At 35.7% G+C, this 5472-nt stretch carries 6 protein-coding genes; all 6 read left to right on the top strand.

All coding sequences use genetic code 11. The features are described from left to right. The first annotated feature begins 506 nt into the window (after positions 1-506). Entirely contained in the window at positions 507-965 is a 459-nt protein-coding gene (locus tag H5201_RS22005) for a hypothetical protein (RefSeq protein WP_182785401.1), read from the top strand. A 29-nt stretch (positions 966-994) separates the two neighbouring features. Continuing rightward, positions 995-1156 carry a hypothetical protein gene (locus tag H5201_RS22010; protein ID WP_182785403.1) on the top strand — a complete coding sequence of 54 codons (162 nt, stop codon included), beginning with the start codon at positions 995-997 and terminating at the stop codon, positions 1154-1156. Beyond that, entirely contained in the window at positions 1149-2216 is a 1068-nt protein-coding gene (locus tag H5201_RS22015; RefSeq protein WP_182785404.1) for a hypothetical protein, read from the top strand. Before H5201_RS22010 ends, H5201_RS22015 begins: the two co-directional genes overlap by 8 nt. Before the next feature lie 500 nt (positions 2217-2716). Continuing rightward, on the top strand, positions 2717-3778 hold the full coding sequence (locus H5201_RS22020) for a hypothetical protein (protein ID WP_182785406.1): 1062 nt from the start codon (positions 2717-2719) through the stop codon (positions 3776-3778). Positions 3779-3845: 67 nt separating this feature from the next. Further along, entirely contained in the window at positions 3846-4877 is a 1032-nt protein-coding gene (locus tag H5201_RS22025; protein WP_182785407.1) for a hypothetical protein, read from the top strand. A gap of 50 nt (positions 4878-4927) precedes the next feature. Further along, entirely contained in the window at positions 4928-5407 is a 480-nt protein-coding gene (locus tag H5201_RS22030; RefSeq protein ID WP_259399735.1) for a hypothetical protein, read from the top strand. Positions 5408-5472 lie beyond the last annotated feature (65 nt).

Below are 5472 nucleotides of genomic sequence, written 5' to 3' on the forward strand. Positions count from 1 at the left end.
CCGCTTGGGACACACTTATATCAATCAATAGAGCACTACTTCAAAATAGATAAAGATATAACAGAAAAACACGGATTTCCTGAGGAGTTAAAACCCTATTTAGACCCAGCAGATTGCCAAGTTAACCGTCAGGAAGTGTGGTAATTAAAAGCTAAATCGCTCTTTAAAAATTTAAAAAATTGAACCTAAAGTGATGCATTTAATTGTTTTAGGTTTAGTTTGCAGCTTATGTAGATAGCGGTATTGTTATTTTTCCTGATAAAGCATCAGGTGACGCCGCTTTTCTAGCTGTAATTTGCCGACCCAAATACCACGAGAAACCCTTGGTGAAGTGGTGAGTATTTTATACCTGATTACAGGCAACGCTTGATCTCTGAACCTGAAAGAAAAGAAACGTTAAATCGGAATACAAAGCCAAACGGTTATTTATGCAACTAACCTGCGGTATGCCGTAAATACCCTATTTTAATATTATTAAGAGGGAAATCATGAACAAGGACGAAAAAATGAACGCAACAATCAAAAGTATCCCAAGCAAATTCACGGTTGTAAACTTTACGGCTAATTATAAGGCACACTTCAACGCCAGTTTGAATGTGGCTATATGGACTGTCATAGCAGCTGCTTTTGCATTATTGACACTGTCTGCAATTTTTACGTCACTAACAGGGCCTGATTATCTCTATATTCAAGGTGATATGTCGTTGACTCAATTTTGGCAACTATACTCAGGCCCAATTGCGACGGTTGGCTTTTTATTGACTTATGGTTGCACACAGTTAGTTACTATCAATAAGTCGTATTGGAAAGTGTACTTTATGAATAATGTTGAGGTGATTTATAAAGGAGAAAAACTAGACTTAAATTGTTATGAACTAAGGATGTACGATAAGGGTAAGTTTATTATTGCTAAAAATAACCAGCAAATTGATGACTTTATTTTTCAGCTTAACAACGTTAGTTAATTTAGGTCTATGCTATCCCAGCTTTATCTATGTGGCCGAAACATTTCGAAGTTGATTGGAAAGTAAAAGTACAGTACCGCCTAGATAAGAATACCACTTTACCTTATGTTGATATTGATGAACGTAATGGTTGGGAAGACAGTGAATTACCTGACAAAGCTTGGACAATAAAGGAAATAGAATATGCTTGAGCAGTATGCTGATACAGTTTACAGAGGTAAGCAAGATGCAAAATTTAGAGATGAAATAGCGACTGATGAGCGTGGCTCTATGTATTGTCGTTATCAAAGCAAGCAAGCTATTTACCCTAGGGAGGATTTAATCGGGTATTGCTTTGATAGCAGTCAAAAGAGTTATTATAAAGGGAATATTAATGGTCAAACGGACTATGATCGTTCAATTTTAACTAAAGGAAAGAACAAGTTGACGTTGGCATTAATTTCAAATGCTACAAATATGATTGGTTTGATAAACTTTACTTGGGCTATGCTACATTTATTCTTTGTTTTTTTTATGTTTATTCTACCGTTATTTTCCCTTGCTTTGGGGGCATATGATCTTGCATTTGATTTTTTTATCATTCTTTCAAGTTGCTGGGGGGGATCTAAGTTAATTAGCTTGCTAATTTGGCCATTTTTTCGTTTCAAATTTAATCTAGCCACAATTTTTAATCGGAAAACGGGTATGGTTGAAATACCTACTAAGGATGCAAAAAGTTTTGATACACTCCCTTTTGAAGAGTTCAATGCTCACTATAAAGTAGCCCATAATCCAAAAAGCGGTTTTGCTAACAGAGGCTTTACATTATTGCATTATAAGAAAAACATTCGTTATGAGCAGACTTATAGTAACCAAATAGCCTGCGCTTTTTTGCACTGGGAGTTACTACAAAACTTTATGAATGTTACTCAGCCTTTGGCTGATATTCCACAATTTGAATATTACCGTGAGTTTGATAAAACCACCGCTGAATTTGATAAAGCGAATGGCCGCCCTAAGTACTTTTGGTATCGGGTTGATAAGTCATTTTTAAAAGAAATGTCTAAAGCGGATGATGAACTTAGAAAAGAATTTAATGATGAAGAGCAGCTCGACAATTTACTGACAGGTAAACCTATTAAAAAACTTACGCCACAGGATGTATTCAAATTCCCATGGAAATACGCAGATAATATAAAAGCTGAAAGTGAAATCAAGTTTGGTAAAACGTTGTGGCAAAAATTCACTTCATTTTTAATGATTGACTTGTAAGCCGTGGGAAAACACATTAAAAAGCAGCTTTCTACTTTCAATAAAAACTCAGGATTTCAAATCGGTTAACTGACCTTAGCTCTTTAACAATCAGAAAAGGAATTCAAACCTAGGCGGCACTATTGCTGCCTAGGTTTATTGCCAATTAATCATTGATATAGACACACCAAACTTTGCTTTAGGTCAATCGGAACTTCTCGTTCAGGTATATCAAATTGAAGATGAAGGAGTTGTACATTTTGAGCAGGAATTCCTTTACGATCATAAAAATTGGCAAATAATCCAAAAAGAAAACACTGAATCAGGAGCTATTACTGGGTTTCAATATATTGTCCCAATTTTATCCATGTGGCCGAAACATTTCGAAGTTGATTGGAAAGTAAAAGTGCAGTACCGCCTAGATAAGAATACCACTTTGCCTTATGTTGATATAGATGAGCGTAACGATTGGGAAGATGGAGAAATACCAGACAAGGCGTGGACAATAAAGGAAAGAGAATATGCTTGAAAAATATGCTGACACAGCTTACAGAGGTATGCAAGATGCAAAATTTAGAGATGAAATAGCGACTGATGAGCGTGACTCTATGTATTGTCGTTACCAAAGTAAGCAGGCAATATACCCAAGAGGTAAAGTGTTTGGACATTGCTTTGATAGTTTTCAAGATTCAGCTTATAAATATAACTTATCAGGGAAAGCTGAATATTATAGAAAAGTTTTAGGAAATGATGATTTTACTCTTAATTTGCCTACAAAAGGGAGTAAGATAACGGATTCATTGGTCTTTTTTTGGATAATAGCACATTTAGGTATTTTGTTTTTTTTATTTACTCTACCGTTTTTTTTCACTTTATTTGGTCGTATTGAACTAGCGCTTGAATCTTTTTTATTTGTTTTTATATTTTGGAGTGGATCTAAATTATTTAATCTAACTATTTGGAAAGCAATCCGGATTAGAGTGTCCTCAGGGGTTTTATTTCATCGTAAAGATGGTTCTGTAACCATATCTAATGAACAAAGTAGCACACAAGATAAATTGCTTTTTGAAGAGTTTAATGCTCACTATTGTGTGGAAAATAATCCTGGAAGCGGCTTTCCTTACAGAGGCATTACTTTATTACATTATCAGAGAGATTTTTCTTATGATAGGACTGGAGCAAACTTAATAAGCAGTGGATTTATTCATTGGGAATTATTACAAAACTTCATGGATGTAACTGAACCCTTAGCAGATATCCCACAATTTGAATATTACCGTGAGTTTGATAAAACAACCGCTGAATTTGATAAAGCGAATGGCCGTCCTAAGTATTTTTGGTATCGGGTCGATAAGCATTTCAAGAAGAGAGTTAATGAGGAAAAACTATTACTCATTAATGAATTTAATGATGAAGAACAGCTCAATAACTTATTGACGGGTAAACCTATCAGAAAGCTAACACCGCCGGATATATTTAAGTTCCCGTGGAAATATGCAGATGATATAAAAGCTGAAAGCGAGATAAAGTTTGGTAAAACACTGTGGCAAAAATTCACCTCATTTTTGATGATTGATTTATAGCTAAGTAAAGAAATAAATAGGATTTAACCCAAGCAGTAAGTCACTGCTTGGATAGAAAAGGATTTTAATGTCAATTTCATATAGATTTGCAAAACTAAATGCAAGAATGATAGAAAATTCGCAGAACTTTAAACACTATATTTCCTCAAAAAAGTATGAGTATAGTTCACCTAAAGGGTTAATGATTGTCCGATTTTTATTAGAAAAAGAGGATAATAAAAAAGTACAGCCTCAAAGCTTGGATAATGAAGGCCGCTACTTGGGTTTTCATAATGCGGGGGATTGGACGCTAGGGTTAACATTAGGTCCTATTCTTTTAGGGGCAACAGGTAGTTTTGTATCTATATTGGCTATTTTTGGGGTTTTTATTATGGACAATATGGAATACCCATGGGCTTTTCTATTATTTACTATTTGCTGGAATTTTTTCTTTCTCAACTTCAGCCCCATTTTGGCGCGTCATATCTTGCCAAAACGTGAAATATATTTTGATCGCCAAAACCAAACAGTGAACTTTACGTGGTCGGTTGATAATGCCGAAAAAAATGAGCATGGCCATTCGACTTTTCCGTTTGAGGATATAGAAGCGTTTTATTCTAAAGCGAACCATTCACAGGGCCATGGTGTGACCCATGCTATGTATATTGCCCATAAAGATTATGAAAACCACCATGGTGCATTTAGTGAAATACGGGTTAAAGACAACCCACAAAACCCAAACTACTGTAAGTATACATGGGAGCGCGTAGTGCGCTTTATGGACTTAAGCAAACCGCTCGTTGATTCACCAGAAATCGAGCCATTTCGTCATTTAGACCCGATAACACGGGATTTTGATAAGCAAAATAATCGCCCTGAAAAGTACTGGCGTTTAATGAGCTACAAACAAATGCAGCAGATAGAAGAACAGCTTGATAACGATATTTATCGCTTTAACTTTGACGGTGCCATCACCAACCCAAAACGCTGGGCAAATAAAGAAATCACCAAACCGTGGGAAAAGTGGCCAGTAGATGAAAGCCTAGACCAACCAGACAACCCCCCGTATTGGAAACGCCTGATGAAAACCCTTGCAATGCAAATTATTGCGGGTGTTTAAACGCGATTGCTCTTTAAAAATCTGAAAAGGAATTCAAACCTAGGCGGTATATGCTGCCTAGGTTTATCGTCACATGGCGACACAATGACCCCACTTTCTCAGATCCAAACCAATATTTTAAATATATCCAAAGCGTATTGTTTTCGCCTAAGGTGACTGTTAATACTCCTACTTTTTTTGATGGTCGCAATTATTATACGGTAAAAGTTGAATTGCCAATGTTCATAGTGGGTAAATCTGAGTTGCTTTTAGATGTAAAATACTCATGGCGGCATCCAACAACGTTAAATGTTTATAAAAAAGCAACCTGGGTTGAAGGCACTAAAGAGTATTTAGCTGAATTTGATGAAAATAGCCTGAGCTTAAATGCAGCCACCTATGAGTTTGAAATTGAATCACCGAACATTAGTGTGTTTGATGTTGAAATAACATCAACACTTATTTACAACGAAAGTCTAACGTTACCGATAGATTTTGATGCGTTTGAAAAGCCAATTGAAAATGCCTCACCTGATTTAGCAATTGCATAAGGAACCTGATGCAAAAAAATAATTACTTTGGTGTTGGAATCATGCAAAAGAAAACGAAGTTTAAT

It is taken from the genome of Pseudoalteromonas sp. SG43-6 (genome assembly GCF_014164365.1).
Taxonomy (GTDB): Bacteria; Pseudomonadota; Gammaproteobacteria; order Enterobacterales; family Alteromonadaceae; genus Pseudoalteromonas; species Pseudoalteromonas rhizosphaerae.

Coding starts and splice junctions, on each gene's coding strand:
- H5201_RS22005 (WP_182785401.1), top strand. CDS start 507: ATGAACGCAACAATCAAAAGTATCCCAAGCAAATTCACGGTTGTAAAC.
- H5201_RS22010 (WP_182785403.1), top strand. CDS start 995: ATGTGGCCGAAACATTTCGAAGTTGATTGGAAAGTAAAAGTACAGTAC.
- H5201_RS22015 (WP_182785404.1), top strand. CDS start 1,149: ATGCTTGAGCAGTATGCTGATACAGTTTACAGAGGTAAGCAAGATGCA.
- H5201_RS22020 (WP_182785406.1), top strand. CDS start 2,717: ATGCTTGAAAAATATGCTGACACAGCTTACAGAGGTATGCAAGATGCA.
- H5201_RS22025 (WP_182785407.1), top strand. CDS start 3,846: ATGTCAATTTCATATAGATTTGCAAAACTAAATGCAAGAATGATAGAA.
- H5201_RS22030 (WP_259399735.1), top strand. CDS start 4,928: ATGCTGCCTAGGTTTATCGTCACATGGCGACACAATGACCCCACTTTC.